The organism is Methylobacterium sp. NPDC097929 (genome assembly GCF_049543375.1).
GTDB lineage: Bacteria > Pseudomonadota > Alphaproteobacteria > Rhizobiales > Beijerinckiaceae > Methylobacterium.
In genome coordinates, this window is the sequence record NZ_JBMVEP010000001.1 from 1,036,525 (window position 1) to 1,053,604 (window position 17,080).

The 17,080-nt window shown below is 72.0% G+C and carries 12 protein-coding genes; 9 read left to right on the top strand and 3 right to left on the bottom strand.

The genetic code is table 11. The annotated features are described in order from the left end of the window. Positions 1 to 102 precede the first annotated feature (102 nt). The 7 genes from ACPCJR_RS04985 to ACPCJR_RS05015 all read left to right on the top strand — a co-directional run bounded on the left by ACPCJR_RS04985 (position 103) and on the right by ACPCJR_RS05015 (position 10,353). Positions 103 to 3,387 (top strand): DUF2126 domain-containing protein, encoded by a 3,285-nt coding sequence (locus ACPCJR_RS04985; protein ID WP_391510405.1) that lies wholly within the window; start codon positions 103 to 105, stop codon positions 3,385 to 3,387. Continuing rightward, positions 3,384 to 5,924 (top strand): circularly permuted type 2 ATP-grasp protein, encoded by a 2,541-nt coding sequence (locus tag ACPCJR_RS04990; protein WP_391510404.1) that lies wholly within the window; start codon positions 3,384 to 3,386, stop codon positions 5,922 to 5,924. The genes ACPCJR_RS04985 and ACPCJR_RS04990 overlap by 4 nt, the downstream gene beginning before the upstream one ends. Continuing rightward, entirely contained in the window at positions 5,921 to 6,820 is a 900-nt protein-coding gene (locus ACPCJR_RS04995; protein WP_391510403.1) for a transglutaminase family protein, read from the top strand. The genes ACPCJR_RS04990 and ACPCJR_RS04995 overlap by 4 nt, the downstream gene beginning before the upstream one ends. Before the next feature lie 101 nt (positions 6,821 to 6,921). Continuing rightward, positions 6,922 to 7,173, top strand: coding sequence for an acyl carrier protein (locus ACPCJR_RS05000; protein ID WP_391511195.1), 252 nt, complete (start codon positions 6,922 to 6,924; stop codon positions 7,171 to 7,173). Between the two features lie 7 nt (positions 7,174 to 7,180). Further along, positions 7,181 to 8,710: an AMP-binding protein gene (locus ACPCJR_RS05005; RefSeq protein WP_391510402.1), complete on the top strand. Its 1,530-nt coding sequence runs from the start codon at positions 7,181 to 7,183 to the stop codon at positions 8,708 to 8,710. Continuing rightward, complete coding sequence (locus ACPCJR_RS05010) at positions 8,703 to 9,989, top strand: type III PLP-dependent enzyme (protein ID WP_391510401.1); 1,287 nt, start codon at positions 8,703 to 8,705, stop codon at positions 9,987 to 9,989. The genes ACPCJR_RS05005 and ACPCJR_RS05010 overlap by 8 nt, the downstream gene beginning before the upstream one ends. Before the next feature lie 151 nt (positions 9,990 to 10,140). Beyond that, positions 10,141 to 10,353, top strand: a complete 213-nt coding sequence (locus ACPCJR_RS05015) for a DUF4287 domain-containing protein (RefSeq protein WP_391510400.1) — start codon at positions 10,141 to 10,143, stop codon at positions 10,351 to 10,353. Positions 10,354 to 10,682: 329 nt separating this feature from the next. Here ACPCJR_RS05015 and ACPCJR_RS05020 read toward each other — a convergent pair whose 3' ends face one another. The 3 genes from ACPCJR_RS05020 to ACPCJR_RS05030 form a co-directional block, all read right to left on the bottom strand. Further along, positions 10,683 to 11,060, bottom strand: a complete 378-nt coding sequence (locus tag ACPCJR_RS05020) for a hypothetical protein (RefSeq protein WP_391510399.1) — start codon at positions 11,058 to 11,060, stop codon at positions 10,683 to 10,685. Positions 11,061 to 11,163: 103 nt separating this feature from the next. Beyond that, on the bottom strand, positions 11,164 to 12,687 hold the full coding sequence (gene adh / locus ACPCJR_RS05025; RefSeq protein WP_391510398.1) for an aldehyde dehydrogenase: 1,524 nt from the start codon (positions 12,685 to 12,687) through the stop codon (positions 11,164 to 11,166). 272 nt (positions 12,688 to 12,959) lie between these two features. Continuing rightward, positions 12,960 to 14,750: a serine hydrolase gene (locus ACPCJR_RS05030; RefSeq protein ID WP_391510397.1), complete on the bottom strand. Its 1,791-nt coding sequence runs from the start codon at positions 14,748 to 14,750 to the stop codon at positions 12,960 to 12,962. A gap of 200 nt (positions 14,751 to 14,950) precedes the next feature. Here ACPCJR_RS05030 and ACPCJR_RS05035 point away from each other — a divergent pair, with 200 nt between their 5' ends. Next, positions 14,951 to 15,577, top strand: a complete 627-nt coding sequence (locus tag ACPCJR_RS05035; protein WP_391510396.1) for a hypothetical protein — start codon at positions 14,951 to 14,953, stop codon at positions 15,575 to 15,577. 260 nt (positions 15,578 to 15,837) lie between these two features. Next, positions 15,838 to 17,004, top strand: a complete 1,167-nt coding sequence (locus ACPCJR_RS05040) for a multidrug effflux MFS transporter (RefSeq protein ID WP_391511194.1) — start codon at positions 15,838 to 15,840, stop codon at positions 17,002 to 17,004. The last annotated feature ends 76 nt before the right edge of the window (positions 17,005 to 17,080 follow it).

The following is a 17,080-nucleotide window of genomic DNA, read 5'->3' on the forward strand; positions in this document are numbered from 1 at the left end:
GCCATCCCGCCTCATCCGGGATGTATAAGGCGTGCAACCAGCGGCCGAGCGCGGCCGCCCGGCTCCGCCGTGAGCCTCGATCAAGACTGCCCGGGAGCCTTCGTGTCGATCCAAGCCGCCCTGCACCACGTCACGCATTACCGCTACGATCGGCCGATCGCGCTGGGGCCGCAGACGATCCGTCTGCGCCCGGCGCCGCATTCCCGCACCCGGGTGCCGGCCTACGCGCTCAAGGTCGTGCCCGAGAACCACTTCATCAACTGGCAGCAGGACCCGGCCGGCAACTGGCTCGCCCGGCTCGTCTTCCCGGAAAAGACCACCGAGTTCCGGGTCGAGGTCGATCTCACCGCCGACCTCGCGGTCATCAACCCGTTCGACTTCTTCGTCGAGCCCTACGCCGAGCGCCGCCCCTTCGACTACGAGCCGGACCTGAAGGTCGCGCTCGCCCCCTACCTCGTCCTCGACGCGGCCCAGGGTCCGGAGATCGACGCCTTCCTCGCGCGCATTCCCGAAGAGACCCACACCGTCACCTTCCTCGTGGCGCTGAATGCGATGCTGCGCACCGAGGTCGCTTACGGCGTGCGCATGGAGCCCGGCGTGCAGACGCCCGCCGAGACCCTGACCCTGAAGAGCGGCTCCTGCCGCGATTCCGCGTGGCTGCTGGTGCAGGTGCTTCGGCGCTTGGGGTTGGCCGCCCGCTTCGTCTCGGGCTACCTGATCCAGCTCGTGCCCGACACCACGGCGGTCGACGGGCCGGCCGGCACCACCACCGACTTCACCGACCTGCACGCCTGGGCCGAGGTCTACCTGCCCGGGGCCGGCTGGATCGGCTTCGACGCCACCTCCGGCCTGCTCACCGGCGAGGGGCACATCCCGCTGGCGGCCACCGCCCACTACAACGGGGCCGCCCCGATCACCGGCCTCTCCGAGCCGGCCGGGGTCGAGTTCGCCTACGAGATGACGGTCAGCCGCGTGGCGGAAGCGCCGCGCATCACAAAGCCCTTCTCCGAGGATGTCTGGAGCGCGATGGACGCGCTGGGCGAGCGCATCGACGCCGACCTCGCCGCGCAGGACGTGCGCCTGACCATGGGCGGCGAGCCGACCTTCGTCTCGGTGGACGACTTCGAGGCGCCCGAATGGAACGTCGCCGCCGTCGGCCCGACCAAGCGGGGCCTCGCCGATCAGCTGGTCCGGCGCCTGCGGGACCGCTTCGCACCCGGCGGCATGCTGCATTACGGCCAGGGCAAGTGGTATCCCGGCGAGAGCCTGCCGCGCTGGGCCTTCGCCCTCTACTGGCGCAAGGACGGCGTGCCGGTCTGGCGCAATGCCGATCTCGTCGCGGCCGAGAACGGGCCGAGGGACGCCACCCTCGCCGATGCCGAGCGGCTGATCGGCGCGCTCGCCGAGCGGCTCGAACTCGCCCGCTTCGTCTTCCCGGCCTACGAGGACGGGGTCTACTGGAGGAGCCGCGAGAGCGAGCTGCCGGTCAACGTCACCACCGCGGCGCCCCGCACCGGCAGCCCCGAGACCGACGCCCGCTACGCCCGCGTGTTCGGGCGCGGCCTCGACACGCCCGTCGGCTACGTGCTGCCGCTGGCCAACCTCGCGGCGCAGACGGGGCGCGCCTGGATCTCGGAAGTCTGGAGCTTCCGCCGCGGCGGCGCCTATCTCAACCCCGGCGACTCGCCCCTGGGCTTCCGCCTGCCGCTCGGCTCGCTGCCTCACGTGCCGCCGGATTCCTACCCCTACTACCAGCCGCAGGACCCGCTGGAGGCGCGCGGCGACCTGCCCCCCGAACCGGGCGGTCCGGGAGAGGCGCCCCTGGCGAAGGGGTCGGACCGGGCCAACGGCGCCGGCATCGAGGGCGTGGCCGTGCGCACCGCGCTCTCGGTCGAGCCCCGCGACGGCGTGCTCTGCGTGTTCATGCCGCCGCTGGAGCGGGCCGACGAGTACATCGACCTCGTCGGGCATCTCGAGCGCGCCGCCGAGACGGTCGGCCGGCCGATCCACATCGAGGGCTACGAGCCGCCCTACGATCCGCGGCTCTCGGTCATCAAGGTCACGCCCGATCCCGGCGTGATCGAGGTGAACGTCCACCCCGCCGCCTCCTGGCGCGAGGCGGTGGACATCACCCGCGGCCTCTACGAGGAGGCCCGCCAGACCCGCCTCGGGGCGGAGAAGTTCATGATCGACGGGCGCCACACCGGCACGGGCGGGGGCAACCACGTCGTGCTCGGCGGCGCCAGCCCCGCCGACTCGCCCTTCCTGCGCCGGCCCGACCTGCTCAAGAGCCTCGTGCTCACCTGGCAGCGGCACCCCTGCCTCTCCTACCTCTTCGCCGGGCTCTATGTCGGCCCGACGAGCCAGGCGCCGCGCATGGACGAGGCGCGCCACGACGGGCTCTACGAACTGGAGATCGCGCTCGCCCAGGTGCCGGGGCCGGACGGGGCCAACATCCCGCACTGGCTGGTGGACCGGCTGTTCCGCAACGTCCTCACCGACGTGACCGGCAACACCCACCGGGCCGAGATCTGCATCGACAAGCTCTACTCGCCCGACGGGCCGACGGGGCGCCTCGGCCTGCTCGAATTCCGCTCCTTCGAGATGCCGCCGGACGCGCGCATGAGCCTCGCGCAGGCCGTGCTGCTGCGGGCCATCGTGGCCTGGCTCTGGCGCGAGCCGCGGACGGGCGGCTGTGTCCGCTGGGGCACGGCCCTGCACGATCGCTTCATGCTGCCGCATTTCCTCTGGGCCGACTTCCTCGACCTTCTGGAAGAACTGCGGGGGGGCGGCTACGATTTCGACCCCCTGGCCTTCGCGGCGCAGCGCGAGTTCCGCTTCCCCGTCTTCGGCCGGGTGGAGCAGGGCGGGGTCGGCCTGGAGCTGCGCCAGGCGCTGGAGCCCTGGCACGTGCTGGGCGAAGAGGGGGCCGCCGGGGGAACCGTGCGCTTCGTGGACGCATCCGTCGAGCGGCTTCAGGTCAGGGTCGAGGGCTTCGTGCCCGGCCGGCACGTGATCGCCTGCAACGGTCGGCGCCTGCCGATGACGCCGACCGGCGCCAGCGGCGAGGCGGTCGCGGGCCTGCGCTTCAAGGCGTGGCAGCCCGCCTCCTCCCTGCACCCGACGATCCCGCCGCACGGACCGCTCACCTTCGACATCCTGGATGCCTGGAGCGACCGCTCGCTCGGCGGCTGCCGCTACCATGTCAGCCATCCGGGCGGGCGCAACTACGACAGCTTCCCCGTCAACGCCTACGAGGCGGAGGGGCGCCGGCTCGCCCGCTTCGAGGCCATGGGCCACACTCCCGGCCGGATCGCCATGCCGCCCGAGGAGCGTTCGAGCGAGTTCCCCCTGACCCTCGACCTGCGCGCGCCCGCACCCCGATGACCTCTTCGGCTGCCCTCGCGGACGGGCCCGCGCCCGACGCCTCCGCCTGGGCGGCCGACGATCCGGCGTCGCGCATCCGCCGCTGGACGGAAGGCTACGCGCCCCGTCCGGGCCTCGCCGACGAGATGGTCGATGCGGGCGGAGAGCTGCGCGGCGGCTGGCCGCGCTTCCTCGAACGGCTCGCCCGGCTCGACGACCGCGAGGTCGCCGCCCGCTTCCTCTCCGCCGAGCGCCACATCCGCGACGCCGGCATCTCCTACCGGGTCTACGGCGACGGGCGCGAGCATCCCTGGCCGCTGGGCTCGCTGCCGCTCGTCATCGACGCCGCCGACTGGGCGGAGCTGTCGGCCGGCATCGTCCAGCGCGCCGGCCTGATGGAGCGCATCGTCGCCGACATCTACGGGCCGGGCCGGCTCGTCGCGGAGGGGTTCCTGCCCGCGGGCGTGGTGGCGGGCAGCCCGGAATACCTGCGGCCCGTGCACGGCATCGCGCCGCCGGGCGGGCGCTGGCTGCCGATCTACGCGGCGGATGTCGGGCGCGGTCCCGACGGGCGCTGGCGGGTGCTGGCCGATCGGACGCAGGCGCCCTCCGGCCTCGGCTACGCCCTGGAGAACCGGATGGTGCTCGCCCGCGCCTTCCCGGACCTGTTCGCCGACCTCCACGTCGAGCGCCTGCCGGGCTTCTTCCAAGCCTTCCGGGCCGGGCTCGCCGCGTCCTGCGCCCGCAGCGACCCGCGCATCTGCCTTTTGACCTCGGGCCCCTACAGCAGCACCTATGTCGAGCAGGCCGCGCTCGCCCGCTATCTCGGCTTCCTGCTGGTGGAGGGCGACGACCTCGTGGTGCGCGACGGGCTCCTGCACGTGCGCACCGTCGCCGGCCTGAAGCGGGCCGACGCGGTCTGGCGCCGGATCGACGCGGATTACCTCGACCCGATGGAGCTGCGCTCCGACTCGCGCCTCGGCGTGCCCGGGATGCTCCAGGCCCTGCGGCAGGGCGGCACCGTGGTGGGCAACATGCCGGGCTCCGGCGTGCTCGAATCGGCCGCTCTCAGCCCCTACCTGCCCGCCATCGCCCGAGCGCTCACCGGCGAGGAATTGCGGCTCGCCGGCCCCGACACGTGGTGGTGCGGCGATCCGGACGGGCTCGGCCACGCCATGGCCAACCTCGACCGGCTGACGCTGCGCCCCGCCGCAACCCCGGTGCGCGGCCCGGAGCGCGATGCGATGCTGGCCGGACCGGCCCTCGACGCCGCCCGCGCCCGCGCGGTGGCGGCCCTGCGCGAGCGCCCCTTCGACTGGGTGGCGCAGGCGCCCGCGCCGCTCTCGACCATGCCCGCCTGGCAGGACGGGCGGCTGGCGCCGCGCCCCTTCGTCATGCGCGTCTTCGCCGCCGCGACGCCCGAGGGCTGGCGCGTGCTGCCGAGCGCCTTCTGCCGCGTGGCCGAGCATGACGGCGCCGACCCGAGCGAGATGCGCTCCGGCATCCGCTCCGCCGATGTCTGGGTGCTGTCGGACACCCCCGTCGACGCGCCGACGCTCCTGCTCTCCACCGCGCCGCGCATCCGCCGCATCGCCGGCCATCTCCCCTCGCGGGCGGCGGACAACCTGTTCTGGTTCGGGCGCTACCTGGAGCGGGCCGAGGCGGTGATCCGCCTCGTCCAGGCGCATCTGGGCGGTTTCGGCGGGGCGCTCGCCGCCGACGCCTCCGGGGAGGAGGGCGGGGCGACGGCGCTGGCCATCCGCGCGCTCCTGAAGGAATGGGGCTCGGTCGAGGAAGCGGATCTCCCGCCCGCGGCGCTGGCCCAGGAGGCGCTCTCCGGCAAGACGCGCTACGGCTCGGCGCTCGCCCACGTCATGGAGGCCCGGCGCATCGCCGCTTCCCTGCGCGAGCGGCTGCCGACGGAATCCTGGCGGGCGCTGGCCGACCTGCGCGACACCCTGGTCTATGCCGAGGCCTGGGCGCCGACCGAGGCGCAACTCTTCGGCAAGGCCGAGCGGGCGCTCGGCCATCTCGCCGCGCTGGCGGGCCTCGCCCACGAGAATATGGGCCACGGCACCGCGTGGCGCTTCGTCGATATGGGGCGGCGCGTCGAGCGGGCGATCAACACCTGCGTCTTCGCGCTCCGCTTCTGCGCCCCGGAGGCGAGCGCCGAGGATCTCGGCGTGACGCTCTCGCTGGCCGATTCCCAGATCGCCTACGGCACCCGGTATCTCACCGGCGTCAGCCGCGATGCGGTCTGCGACATGGCGGTGCTCGATCCCGGCAATCCCCGCTCGGTCGCCTATCAGGTGCAGGCGATCGTGGCCCATTTGGAAGCCCTGCCGGCGCTGGCGGCGGACGGGCTGCCCGAGACGCACCGCCGCCGGGCGCTGGCGCTGGCCGGCACGCTGCAGACGGCGGACGCCGCCGAGACCGACGGCGAGGCCCTGGAGCGCATCGAAACCGAGCTGGAAGGCCTCGCGGACCGGATCGCGAGCCGCTACTTCCCCAACGGCCCCGACGCCCTGCGGCCCGAGAAGCTCACGGGTCTCGCTTGATCTACACCTTGCGTCACCTGACGACCTACCGCTACGCCAAGGCCGTCCGCTCCGCGCGCTGCAACCTGCGTCTGCGGCCCCGCGACGGCGAGGGGCAGCGGGTGCTGGAATCCGCGCTCACGGTCACGCCTTCCCCGAAGAGCCGGCTGGAGCGGGCCGATTTCTTCGGCACCGACACGCTCACCCTGCTCATCGACGAGCCCCACCGCACCTTCGCCGTCGAGGCGGTCTCCCGGGTGGCGGTGGAGCGTCCCGTCCCGCCGGAGCCGGAGGCGGGCCCCTCCTGGGAGGCGGTGCGCGCGGCGGCTCTGCGCCTGCCGACGCTCGGGCCCGACGGGCCGGCCCATTACCAGTTCCCGAGCCAGCGCGTGCCGATCGTGCCCGCGGTGACGGCGTACGCCCGCGCCAGCTTCCCGCCCGGACGCAGCGCGCTGGGCGGCGCGATCGCGCTGATGCACCGCATCCGCAGCGATTTCCGCTTCGACGCCGAGGCCACCACCGTCTCGACCCCGCTGGCGGAAGCCTTCGCGCTGCGGGCCGGCGTCTGCCAGGACTTCGCCCACGTGATGATCGCCGCCCTGCGCGGCCTCGGCCTGCCCGCGGCCTATGTCAGCGGCTATCTCTGCACGCGCCCGCCCCCCGGCCGCCCGCGCCTGCGCGGGGCCGATGCCAGCCATGCCTGGGTCGCGCTCTGGTGCGGCGAGGGCTCGGGCGCGCGGGACGGCTGGATCGGCCTCGACCCCACCAACGATTGCGTGGTGCGCGACGAGCACATCGTCGTCGCCCGCGCCCGCGACTACGCCGACGTGGCCCCCATCGACGGGATCGTCTCCGCGGCCGGCGCGCAGAGGCTCACCGTCGAGGTCGACGTCGTCCCGGAGGACGAGGCCGCCTGACGGACGGCGCGACGATGGACTTGTCCCCCCGTTTGGGCTTAAGCCCGCAACCCGACACCAGCGCGGGACGGTTCGAGGGACATCAAGCCGTGGTTCAGTCGATGGCCGACGTGCGGGAGGCGATCTTCGTCTTCATCGCGGCCCGCAACCCGGGCCTTCCCCCCGGCTCGGTCACGGGGGCGACCTCGCTCGTGACGAGCGACGCGCTGGATTCGATCGGCATCCTCGACCTGATGATGCATCTGGGCGACCGCTTCGGCGTCGAGATCGACGAGGACAGCTTCGATCTGGCGAATTTCGCGAGCGTCGACACGCTGGCCCACTTCATCGACGACCGGCGCTCCGACGCCTGACCCCGCGATGACGCCGACGCTGCTGCACCACCTGCTCGAAGGAGCCGGCGCGGACGATCACCCGGCCATCGTGGACGGGGCGGATTGCCTGAGCTACGGCGCGCTCCGGGCGCGGGTCGCGGCGCTGGCGCAGCGCCTGCGCCGCCTCGGGCTGCGGCCCGGCGACCGGATCGCGCTTCTCCTGCCGAAATCGATCCGCGAATGCGTCGCGATCTTCGCGGTCGGCGCGGCGGGCGGCGTGTTCGTGCCGATCCACCCGTCCTTGCGCCCGCGCCAGGTCCGCCACATCGTCGCCGACAGCGGCGCGCGCGCGCTGCTCACCGATCCCGCCCACGCCGCCGGGCTGGAGGGCGCCCTCGACGACCTGCCGGGCCTCGCGATCCTCGACAGCGAGGACGGGGAGGGGGCGACGCCCCTGGCGCCCGGCGAGCCGGCCCCGCCGGGGCTCGCCGCGATCCTCTACACCTCGGGCTCCACGGGCCTGCCCAAGGGGGTGATGCTCTCGCACGAGAACCTCATCGCCGGCACCCGCATCGTGCGGACCTATCTCGGCATCGGCCGGGAAGACCGCCTCCTCTCGGTGCTGCCCTTCTCCTTCGATTACGGGTTGAACCAGCTCCTCACGAGCGTCGAGCAGGGCGCGCGGATCGTGCTGCTGACGCCCCGCCTCGGCGACGACGTGGTGCGGGCGCTCGAGGCCCACCGCATCACCCTGCTCGCGGGCGTGCCGACGCTCTGGACGCTGATGACGCGCGCCGCGCCGCATCTGGCCAAGGCGGATCTCTCGGCCCTGCGGGCGATCACCAATTCCGGCGGCAGCCTCGCCGTGCCGACCATCGAGCGCCTGCGCGCCCGGCTGCCGCACACGGCGATCGTGCTGATGTACGGCCTGACCGAGGCCTTCCGCTCGACCTACCTGCCGCCGGAGGAGATCGACCGGCGGCCCGACTCGATCGGCCGGGCCATCCCCGAGACCGAGATCTTCGCCGTGACCCAGGCGGGGCGGCGGGCACGGCCCGGCGAGCCCGGCATCCTGCACCACCGCGGCCCCACCGTCTCGATGGGCTACTGGAAGCGGCCCGAGGACACCGCCCGGGTGCTGGTGCCCGACCCGTTCCCGCGAGCGGGCCGGGAGCCGGGGCTGGTCTGCCGCTCCGGCGACCTCGTGGTGGAGGATGCCGAGGGCTTCTTCCGATTCATCGGCCGCGAGGACACGATGATCAAGACGCAAGGGTTCCGCGTCAGCCCGACCGAGGTCGAGGCGGCCCTGATGGAGACCGGCGCCTTCCGCGCCGCCGCCGTGATCGGCCTGCCCGATCCGAGCCTCGGCCAGCGCATCCACGCGGTGACCGTGCCGGCCGAGGACGCGCCGGGCACCGCCGACGTGCTGCAGGCCCTGCGCAAGGCGCTCGCCCCCCACCTCGTGCCCCGCACCATCGAGGCAGTGTCGGCCCTGCCGACCACGCCCAACGGCAAGGTCGATTACAAGCGCCTCACCGCCGAGCGGGCGGCCGCCGAGATCCGGGCCGATGGCTGACGCGCCCGACCTCGCCGCCGCGCTGATCGCCGAGAATTTCTCGCGCGACGGCGCGGGGGTTCTCCGTGTCGGCGCGGTGCCGCTGACCGAACTCGCAAAAGAATTCGGCACGCCGCTCTTCGTCTACGATGCCGGCCTGCTGCGGCGGGCCTACAGGGCGCTGCGCGCGGCTGTCGCCGGCTTTGCCGCAGTCGATTACTCGGTCAAGGCGAACCCGAACCCGGCGGTGATCCGCGTTTTCCTGGACGAAGGGGCGGGGGCCGAGATCGCTTCCGGCGCGGAGTTCGACGCGGCCGTGACGGCCGGGGTCCCCCCGGAAAAGATCCTGTTCGCGGGTCCGGGCAAGTCGGCGGCCGATCTCGACCGGGTGATCGCCGGGGGTATCGGCGAGATCCACCTCGAGAACCGCGAGGAGCTTCTTCGCGTGGCCACGACGGCCGAGCGCCACGGCGTGAGCGTGCGGGTGGCGCTCAGGATCAATCCCGGCGCAACCGCGCAGGGCGGGGCGATGCGCATGGGCGGAAAACCCTCGCCCTTCGGCTTCGACGAGGAGGAGATGGACGCCGCCGTCGCGGCGGTGGAGGCGCAAGGCCGCCTGCGCCTCGTCGGGCTCCACCTCTTTGCCGGCACGCAAGGCCTGAAGGCCGACACGCTGCTCGGCCAATGGGCCTACGGCCTCCGACTCGCCGCGCGGATCGCGAAAACAATCGGGCGGCCGCTGGAGACGATCGACCTCGGCGGCGGTCTCGGCATCCCGTATTTTTCGGGCGATGCGCCGCTCGACCTCGACGCGCTCCGCAGCGGGCTGCCGCCGCTGATCGAGACGCTGCGGAACGACCCGCTGCTGGCGGATGCCCGGGTGGTGCTGGAGCCCGGCCGTTACCTTGCCGGGCCGGCAGGCGTCTACGTCGCCCGGGTGCTGGCGGTGAAGGAATCCCGCGGCAGCCGCTTCGTCATCACCGACGGCGGCATGCATCATCACCTCGCGGCGAGCGGCAATCTCGGCCAGATCGTCAAGCGCGACTTCCCACTGGCGGCGGTGACGGATAGGGGGGGCGAGCGGGCGGCGACCGCGGTCGTCGGCCCGCTCTGCACGCCGCTGGACATGCTGGCCCGCGCCGCCCCCCTGCCGCCGCTCGCCGAAGGAGACCTCGTGGCCGTGCTGCAATCGGGCGCCTACGGGCTGACCGCGAGCCCAACCGGCTTCCTGAGCCACCCGACCCCGGCGGAGGTGCTGGTGGACGGAGCCGAGGCGAGGCTGATCCGGGCGCGCGGCTGACCGCAGCCGACGGGCCTATTCCGCGCGAAGTCCTCCTGCGCCCCTTCGCGCCGACGCCCAGCCCGGCCGCCTGCGCCGACGGGCGAGAGTTGCGGCCTGCCCCTTCTCCGGCGACACTCGTCGCGGCCAAACGGACCGGAAAGACGCCATCGTGTCTGCTGACCCCATCAAGGGACCCGCCTCGTATTTTCCTTCGATCGTGAAGAAGTACGGCCGACCGATCGAGGAATGGGAGCAGATCGTTCGCGATCACCGTCCGGCAAAGCACATGGAGCTGGTGGCCATGCTGAAGGCGACGCACGGGATGGGCCACGGTCACGCCAACGCGATCGTCGCGCACGTGCTCGCGACACGGGAGGGATAGCCGATCCCCGAGGCTGATACGGTCGCCGCTCGATTGAAACGGGGAGCGTCTCAGCAAGCCGGCGACCGAGCGACGTCCAAATCCGCCATCCCGAAGCGATCAACCGGTTTTGGTATGATACGATTTCCGGTTGATCGCTTCGGTCTATGCCTTCGTCCTTGCGAGGCTCAGCGAAAGCAATCCAGGGCGCGACCTTTCCTGAGACGCCACGCCCTGGATCGCTTCGCTGCCGCTCGCGATGACGGAGTAGGGCGAAGGCCGAGGCGATGGACCGGAGACGAGATGAGGCGGTCCGGCGCGAGCGCCGTGCCCGATCGTGTCCCGCCCCCTCAACCTTGCCGGCGCTCGAAGCGGAACGGGCGATGCCCGTCCGCGAATACCCGCATGTCGACCGTCCACAGGCCGCCGTCGTCGCCGTGCAGGCTGAAGTGGAGCGCGTAGCAGAGCGCCTCTTCCCCGGCGTGATCGCGGAACTCGACCTCGTCCAGCCACCAGGGCTCCTGCGCGCGGCCGCAGGCCTTCCCTCTATCCACGAAGAGATCGAGATAGGCCGAGGCCGCATCGCGAAGGCTCGCGAGCGAAGCGGTCACGACCGCCGCCAGCGCCGCCTGGGCGCGGCAGATCTCGCCCTTTTCGTCGCTCAGATAGACGCGGACGTGGTCGATCTGCCCGACCCAGCCCGCCGGTCCCATACGCGTGTACCGCACCCCCACCGCCTCACCTTCGAACCCGTGCCGTCCTCGAACATCAAAAAGCCCCGGCCTTGCGGCCGGGGCTGGAGTCGGTCTCGAACTTTTCCCGGAAGAAAGCTCAGAAGAACCCGAGCTTCTTCGACGAGTAGCTGACCAGCATGTTCTTGGTCTGCTGGTAGTGATCGAGCATCATCTTGTGGGTCTCGCGGCCGATGCCGGACTGCTTGTAGCCGCCGAAGGCCGCATGCGCCGGGTAGGCGTGGTAGCAGTTCGTCCAGACGCGGCCGGCCTGGATGGCGCGGCCGAAGCGGTAGGCGCGGGTGCCGTCGCGGGTCCAGACGCCGGCGCCGAGGCCGTAGAGCGTGTCGTTGGCGATAGCGAGCGCGTCCTCGTCGTCCTTGAAGGTCGTGACCGAGAGGACCGGCCCGAAGATCTCCTCCTGGAAGATCCGCATCTTGTTGTGGCCCTTGAACACCGTCGGCTGCATGTAGAAGCCCTCGGCGAGGTCGCCGTCGCGGTTGCCGCGGGCGCCGCCCGTGAGGCACTCGGCGCCTTCCTGGCGGCCGATATCGACGTAGCTGAGGATCTTCTCCAACTGCTCCGAGGAGGCCTGGGCGCCGATCATCGTGGCCGGGTCGAGGGGCGAGCCCTGCGTGATCGCCTCGACGCGCTTGATCGCGCGCTCGATGAAGCGGTCGTAGATCGACTCGTGCACCAGCGCGCGGCTGGGGCAGGTGCAGACCTCGCCCTGGTTGAGGGCGAACATGGTGAAGCCTTCCAGCGCCTTGTCGAAGAAGTCGTCGTCCTCGTTGGCGACATCGCCGAAGAAGATGTTCGGCGACTTGCCGCCGAGCTCCAGCGTCACCGGGATCAGGTTCTGCGAGGCGTACTGCATGATGAGGCGGCCGGTGGTCGTCTCACCGGTGAAGGCGATCTTGGCGATGCGCGGCGAGGACGCGAGCGGCTTGCCGGCCTCCAGGCCGAAGCCGTTGACCACGTTGATGACGCCCGGCGGCAGCAGGTCGCCGATCAGCTCCATCACCACGAGGATCGAGGCCGGGGTCTGCTCGGCGGGCTTGAGCACCACGCAGTTGCCGGCGGCCAGCGCCGGGGCGAGCTTCCACACCGCCATCAGGATCGGGAAGTTCCACGGGATGATCTGGCCGACGACGCCGAGCGGCTCGTGAAAGTGGTAGGCGACCGTATCGTGGTCGATCTCGGAGATGCCGCCCTCCTGCGCCCGCACGCAGCTGGCGAAATAGCGCCAGTGGTCGATGGCCAGCGGGATGTCGGCGGCGGTGGTCTCGCGGATCGGCTTGCCGTTGTCCCAGGTTTCGGCCAGCGCGATCAGATCGAGGTTGTCCTCCATCCGGTCGGCGATCTTGAGGAGGATGCGGGCGCGCTCGGCCGGCGCGGTGCGGCCCCAGGCATCCTTGGCGGCGTGGGCCGCGTCGAGGGCCCGGTCGATGTCCTGCGCGTCGGAGCGGGCGACCTCGCAGATCACCTTACCGGTGATGGGGGAGGTGTTCTCGAAGTAGCGGCCGGCCGACGGGGCGACCCACTGGCCGCCGATGAAGTTGTCGTAGCGCGCCGAGAAGGGCGACTTCGTCTTGGCGTCCGCCAGAAATTCGGGCTTGTTCATCGCGTTTCCTCCATTGCGCCAGATCGTGTGCGCGACGTCTTGGCTGTCGCATCGTCGTCTCGCGGGGAGCCGGCCGTAACCTGCCGGGACGATGCTTCAACGACCGCTCTTGTCGATTTGCGGCGAGAGACAAGAGTAACTGCCCCGCCGGATCAAGGTGGACTTTTGGCCAAAGCGGCTTCTGGCGGCCGCCCTTCGATCGCGTGTTCCGCGCCGGGTGCGGCGGGGCGACCGTCGGCGAGGACGGTCGCGGCTCCTTGAGTTAGACCCTTTCAGCCCCTCTGGCGACCCCGCCCTTTGTCCAGTGCGCGGGGCCGCGCGGGCGCGCCGTCGGGCAGGCGCGGAGCCTCGGTGTCGTAGCCGTTCTGGTGCAGGATCAGGCCCGTGGTCCGGCCCGCCTCGTCGGCGAGGAAGGTGATCTGCGCATCGAGCGCGCGCAGGAAGAAGGCGCGCTCGCCCTCGGGGAACAGCTCGTGGCGCGGCTGCCCGGTCGCCTGCGCGAACAGGCGCCCGTCCTGCGCCGTGACCGCGATCTCGCGGCCCGGCGCCAGCGCGAAGCGCCCGGCCAGGGCGGGAAGGCGGGAGCGGTCGATGGCGACCTCCCGGTGGGTGGCCGGCGGCGCGGCGAGCGCGGCCCGCGCCTCTTCCTCGGAGACACGCGGCCCGGTCCGGTCGCGGCCGTCCCGGTGCAGGATCACGCCGGTCGGCCTGCCGTCGGGCTCGGTCTCGAAGGTGAGGCGCATGTCGGCCACCCGGCTGACGAAGGTGCGGTCGCTCTCCGGCACGAAGGGCGTGGCCGGCTCTCCCGTGGGCCGGGCCGTCAGGCCCCGCCCGTCGCGGGTGACCGTGAGGAAGGCGCGCGGCCCCAGGCGGTAGGTGCCGGGGTAGCGGTCGAGGATCAGGTCTTCCAGCACGATGGCTTCGGGCGCCTCGTAGCGGCCGAGATGCAGCGCGGCGAGGTCGCGGGCGATCTTCTGGGCCGGCGCGGTCTCGGTGTTCGAGAGCACGATCACGCTGAGGCGGTCATCGGGATAGAGGTCGTTGATCGAGAGGAAGCCGGGGATCGAGCCGGCATGGCCGAAGACGCGGTGGCCGCTGCCCGGCTCGCCCGGTCTGGCGAAGGCGCGGGAGACGAACCAGCCGAGGCCGTAGCCGGTGCCGCGATCGTCGAACATCGCCGCCCGGGAAGCCTCCGAGAGCAGGCGGGTGCCGCCGAGCGCCTCGTTCCAGGCCAGAAGGTCGTCCACCGTCGCGTAGAGCGCCCCCGCGGCGTAGGCGGAACTCGCCGCCATCGGCACGGCGTTGCGCCACTGCGCCCGCCCGCGCCGGTAGCCGGAGGCGCGGCGCGGCAGGATGGCGGTGAGGTCGTCGTAGCCGGTCTCCTTCAGCCCCAGCGGCGTCAGGATCTTGTCGCGCAGGTAGTGCGGGTAGGGGAGGCCGGAGGCCGCCTCGATCGCCATGCCGAGCAGCACGTAGTTGGTGTTGCTGTACTCGAAGCGCTCGCCCGGCGGGAACAGCAGCGGCTCGCCCGCGACGAGCGCCACGATCTGCCCAGGCGTGTGATCGACCCGCGCGATCTGGTCATAATAGTTCGGCAGCGCCGTGAAGTTGATGATGCCGGAGCGGTGCTGGAGCAGGTGGCGCAGGCTCACCCCCTCCCAGGCCTCGGGCAGACCGGGAACGAGGCGGCGGACGGGATCGTCGAGCCCGAGCCGGCCGGCCTCCGCGAGGATCAGCACGGCGGCCGCGGTGAAGGCCTTGGTGAGCGAGCCGATGCGGAAATGGGTCTGCGGCGTGTTGGGAATTTCCCACTCGCGCTCGGCGAGGCCGTAGGCGCGGCGGAAGACCGGCTGCCCGTCCTTCGCCACGAGAACGACGCCCGAGAACAGCCCGGCCTCGACATAGGGCGCGACGAGCGCGGCGGCCCTGTCCGCGTAGGTCTCTCCGGCCCGCGCCGGGCTCGCCGCGGCAAGGTGGACGAGGAGGGCGACGAGCAGGAAGGGGATGAACACGATCGCGGGGCGGAGGCGTGCGGCGCGGCGGCGGGCATCGGCATGGCTCACGGGGCGATCGTCTCCTCGTGATCGGCGGGCGGGCGATTCAGAGGCCGGCTTTGCGGCCACGGCGTGGCGGTGCGTCGCTGCGGCAGCGCACGCCGCGGGCGATCCGGCGGATGCCATCAGGCCGGCGCGATCACGGTTTCGCCGCGACCCGTTGCGAGAAGCGCCCGGCGCAGCCGACGAGACCTCAGAGGCAACCGACCATGACGATCCACTCGCGCACCCTGTTCGCCGCATCCGTCGCGGCCTCCCTTGCCGCGGCGCCGATCCTCGGTGCCGCCCCCGCACTGGCCCAGAGCAAGCCACCGGCCAAACCCGCTGCCAGCCCGCCGGCCAAGTCGGACGCGACGTCCGAGGCGCCCGAGCCCGGCAAGGAGGTCGCCCTGACCCAGGGGCTGATCGACGGCCTGCTGACCGCTCAGCCCGAACTCGCCAAACTCTCCGGCGCGGCGCCCGACAAGCCGGACCCGAAGGCCGAGGAGAAGGCGCAGCGCGAGGCCGAGGCGATCGTGAAGCGGAACGGCTTCGCGAGCCTCGAAGCGTTTCAGGACACCAGCGACACCGTCGATGCGGTTCTGGGCGGCGTCGATCCCGAGACCAAGACCTATGTCGGCGCCTCCGCGCTCCTGAAGAAGCAGCTCGCGGCGGTCCAGGCCGACACGAAGCTTCCGGCCAAGGAGAAGGCCGCCGCCGTCAAAGAACTCAAGGAGGCCCTGGCCGAGGCCGAGCCGGCCCAACCCTCGCCGGGCAACATCGCCCTGGTGACGCAGAACTACGCCCGGCTCAGCGCGGTTCTGGGTGAGGGCGACGGCGGCGAGACGCGGAAATAGGCGAGCCCCGATCCCGAACCCTCCCCCTTCGGCGGGGAGGGGCGGCTCTCGCCGGACACCCAAATCACCCCCTCCGTTCCCGTCCGCTGCCGATCCCCGAGCGGCGGCATCGTCCGCTGAAAGCCTCTCCGACCGTGACAACCTCTTCCCGGCCCGCATCCGGCACTCCCGCCTCCGAGGCCGTGCCGGGTGGGCCGCCGGTGACGCCCCCCTGGTCGGGGCCGGGATTCGCCGAGTTCGTCGGCATCGTCGCCCTGATGATGGCGGTCACCGCCATGTCGATCGACAACCTGCTGCCGGCCTTCCCGCTGATCCAGGAGCGGTTCGCGGTCGCCGACCCCAACAGCCTGCAGCTCCTCGTCTACGTCTACATGATCGGCTTCGGGGTGGCGCAGATCGTCTACGGGCCGGTCTCGGACGCGCTCGGGCGGCGGCCCACCCTGCTGATCGGCCTCGGCATCTACACCGCGGGCTGCATCCTCTCGATGCTGGCGCCGAGCTACGAATGGCTGCTGGCCTCGCGGGTGATCCAGGGGATGGGCGCGGCCAGCGGGCGGGTGCTCTCGACGGCGATCGTGCGCGACCGCTTCTCGGGGCGCGAGATGGCGAGCGTGATGTCGCTCATCATGATGGTGTTCCTGATCGTGCCCATGCTCGGGCCGGCCATCGGCGCGACCATGCTGCTTCTCGGCTCGTGGATCTGGGTCTTCGTCTCGATGCTGGTGCTCGGCGGCGTGCTCGCGCTCTGGTTCGCCCTGCGCATGCCCGAGACGCTCCACCCCGAATACCGCCGCCCGCTCTCGCTCAGCGCCACGGGCCAAGCGCTGGCCACGGTGCTGCGCACCCGCATCGCCATCGGCTACGCCACGGCGCTCGGCCTGCTGACGGGCTGCATCATGGGCTATGTCGGCTCGGCCCAGCAGGTGTTCGACACCGGCCTCTACCACCTCGGCGGCCTGTTCCCCCTCGCCTTCGGCGCGGTGGCGGGCGCCATGGGCGCGGCAACGCTGATCAATTCGCGCATCGTGCGCCGGCTCGGGATGCGCACGCTCTCGCATGCCGGCATCACCGCCTTCACCGCGGTCGCCCTGGTGCAGGTCGGCATCGGCCTGCACTTCCAGGGTCACCCGCCGCTGTGGATGTTCCTGTCGGTGCTGGCGCTCAACCAGTTCCTGATCAGCTTCGCCCTACCGAACTTCAACGCGCTGGCGCTCCAGCCGCTCGGAGCCATCGCCGGTACGGCCTCCTCGTTCCTCGGCTTCTACACGACGATCCTCGGTGCCTTCTGCGGCTTCCTGATCGGGCGCGCCTTCGACGGCACGGTGATGCCGGTGGCCTACGGCTACGCCGCGCTCGGGGGGCTCGCGCTGCTCGTGGTCGCCTGGACCGAGCGCGGACGCCTGTACCGGGCGGGCGTTTCCGGTTGATGCCGCGATCCGCTTAACCGACGATTCAGGCTGCCCGCACAGGCTCCGGGAACCCTTCTCCCGTCGGAGCGTCCCC

Bases quoted from the DNA above. Each gene is read 5' to 3' on its own strand.
- ACPCJR_RS05035 (WP_391510396.1), top strand. From the start codon at position 14,951: ATGACGATCCACTCGCGCACCCTGTTCGCCGCATCCGTCGCGGCCTCC.
- ACPCJR_RS05000 (WP_391511195.1), top strand. From the start codon at position 6,922: ATGGCCGACGTGCGGGAGGCGATCTTCGTCTTCATCGCGGCCCGCAAC.
- ACPCJR_RS04990 (WP_391510404.1), top strand. From the start codon at position 3,384: ATGACCTCTTCGGCTGCCCTCGCGGACGGGCCCGCGCCCGACGCCTCC.
- ACPCJR_RS05040 (WP_391511194.1), top strand. From the start codon at position 15,838: ATGGCGGTCACCGCCATGTCGATCGACAACCTGCTGCCGGCCTTCCCG.
- ACPCJR_RS05005 (WP_391510402.1), top strand. From the start codon at position 7,181: ATGACGCCGACGCTGCTGCACCACCTGCTCGAAGGAGCCGGCGCGGAC.
- ACPCJR_RS05010 (WP_391510401.1), top strand. From the start codon at position 8,703: ATGGCTGACGCGCCCGACCTCGCCGCCGCGCTGATCGCCGAGAATTTC.
- adh (WP_391510398.1), bottom strand. From the start codon at position 12,687: ATGAACAAGCCCGAATTTCTGGCGGACGCCAAGACGAAGTCGCCCTTC.